The sequence below is a fragment of the Alterluteimonas muca genome, assembly GCF_021191595.1.
GTDB classification, from domain to species: domain Bacteria; phylum Pseudomonadota; class Gammaproteobacteria; order Xanthomonadales; family Xanthomonadaceae; genus Luteimonas; species Luteimonas muca.
Genome location: NZ_JAIWPS010000024.1, coordinates 1 through 1,240 on the forward strand (window position 1 = coordinate 1; position 1,240 = coordinate 1,240).

Annotated in this window: 1 protein-coding gene; it reads right to left on the reverse strand. The window is 65.7% G+C overall.

The features are described from left to right. Positions 1–26 precede the first annotated feature (26 nt). A protein-coding gene (locus LDO11_RS15650; RefSeq protein WP_422892490.1) for an IS3 family transposase occupies positions 27–1,177 on the reverse strand; the annotation gives its coding sequence in 2 pieces (ribosomal slippage) (positions 27–922 and positions 922–1,177; 1,152 coding nt in all). Between the last annotated feature and the right edge of the window lie 63 nt (positions 1,178–1,240).

A 1,240-nucleotide genomic window follows, 5' to 3' on the forward strand; every position in this document is an offset into this window, starting at 1 on the left:
TGGACCGCCCAGATTTTCATAGACACTCATCGGCCGCTTTGCGCGTAGCGCCTTTCGAACTCTACCGGTGAGACATCGCCAGCGGAACCATGCCGACGAACCGGGTTGTAGAACATCTCGATGTAGTCGAACACGTCCGAGGCCGCCGCGGCCCTGGTCGGGTAGATCCGCCGCTTGATCCGCTCCTTTTTCAGGACGCTGAAGAAGCTCTCGGCCACCGCGTTGTCGTGGCAGTTCCCGCGGCGGCTCATGCTCGGCACCATCCGGTGCACCTTCAGGAACGATTGCCAGTCGCTGCTGGTGAACTGGCTGCCCTGGTCGGAGTGCACCATGACGCCCGGTCCCGGCTTGCGCCGCCATGCCGCCGCCACCAGGGCCTGCAGCACCAGGTCGCTGGTCATCGTCGGCGCCGTGGCCCAACCCACGATCTGCCGCGAGTACAGGTCCATCACCGCCGCCAGGAACAGCCAGCCCTCGTAGGTGCGGATGTAGGTGATGTCGGTGACCCAGACCTTGTTCGGCGCGTCGGGGGCGAAGTCGCGGTTGAGCACGTTGTCGACCGCACCCACCGGGCCACCGCGATGTCGCGGCTTGCTCCCGTAGCCGACCTGCGCCCGCAGACCCTCGGCCTTCATCAGCCGCTGCACGCGGTGGCGGCTGCAGGTCTCGCCCGCTTCGCGCAGGTCAAGCGTGATCTTGCGGTGGCCATACACGCCACCGCTGGCCAGCCAGAAGTGCTTGATCAGCCCAAGCAGCCGCTGATCCTCGCGCTCACGCAGGCTGGCCGACTGCCGGACCCAGGCGTAGTAGCCGCTGCGGTGCACGCCCAGCACCCGGCACATCGCGACCAGTCGGAACTCGCCGATGTGCGCACGCATGAACGCGTACTTCGCCCTTACCCCTTGGCAAAGTACGCGGCGGCTTTTTTTAGAATGTCGCGCTCCTCGGTCACGCGCCGGAGCTCGGCCTTGAGGCGGCGCATCTCCGCCGAGTCGGTCCCCACCAACGCAGAGCCTGCGGCTGCCTTCTCGGCCTTCTTCGCCTTCTGCACCCAGTCGTACAGCGTGTGCTTGGGGATCCCGATCCGCGCGGCCACATCCACCACCGTGAAGCCCCGCTCGAGCACCTGCTTCACCGCCTCCGCCCTGAACTCATCCGTGTATCGCTTGCTGCTCATGAACACCTCTGCTGTAGCCATGAATTATGGCCTGCGGGTGTCTGCAAAAGGCTGGGCGGTCCA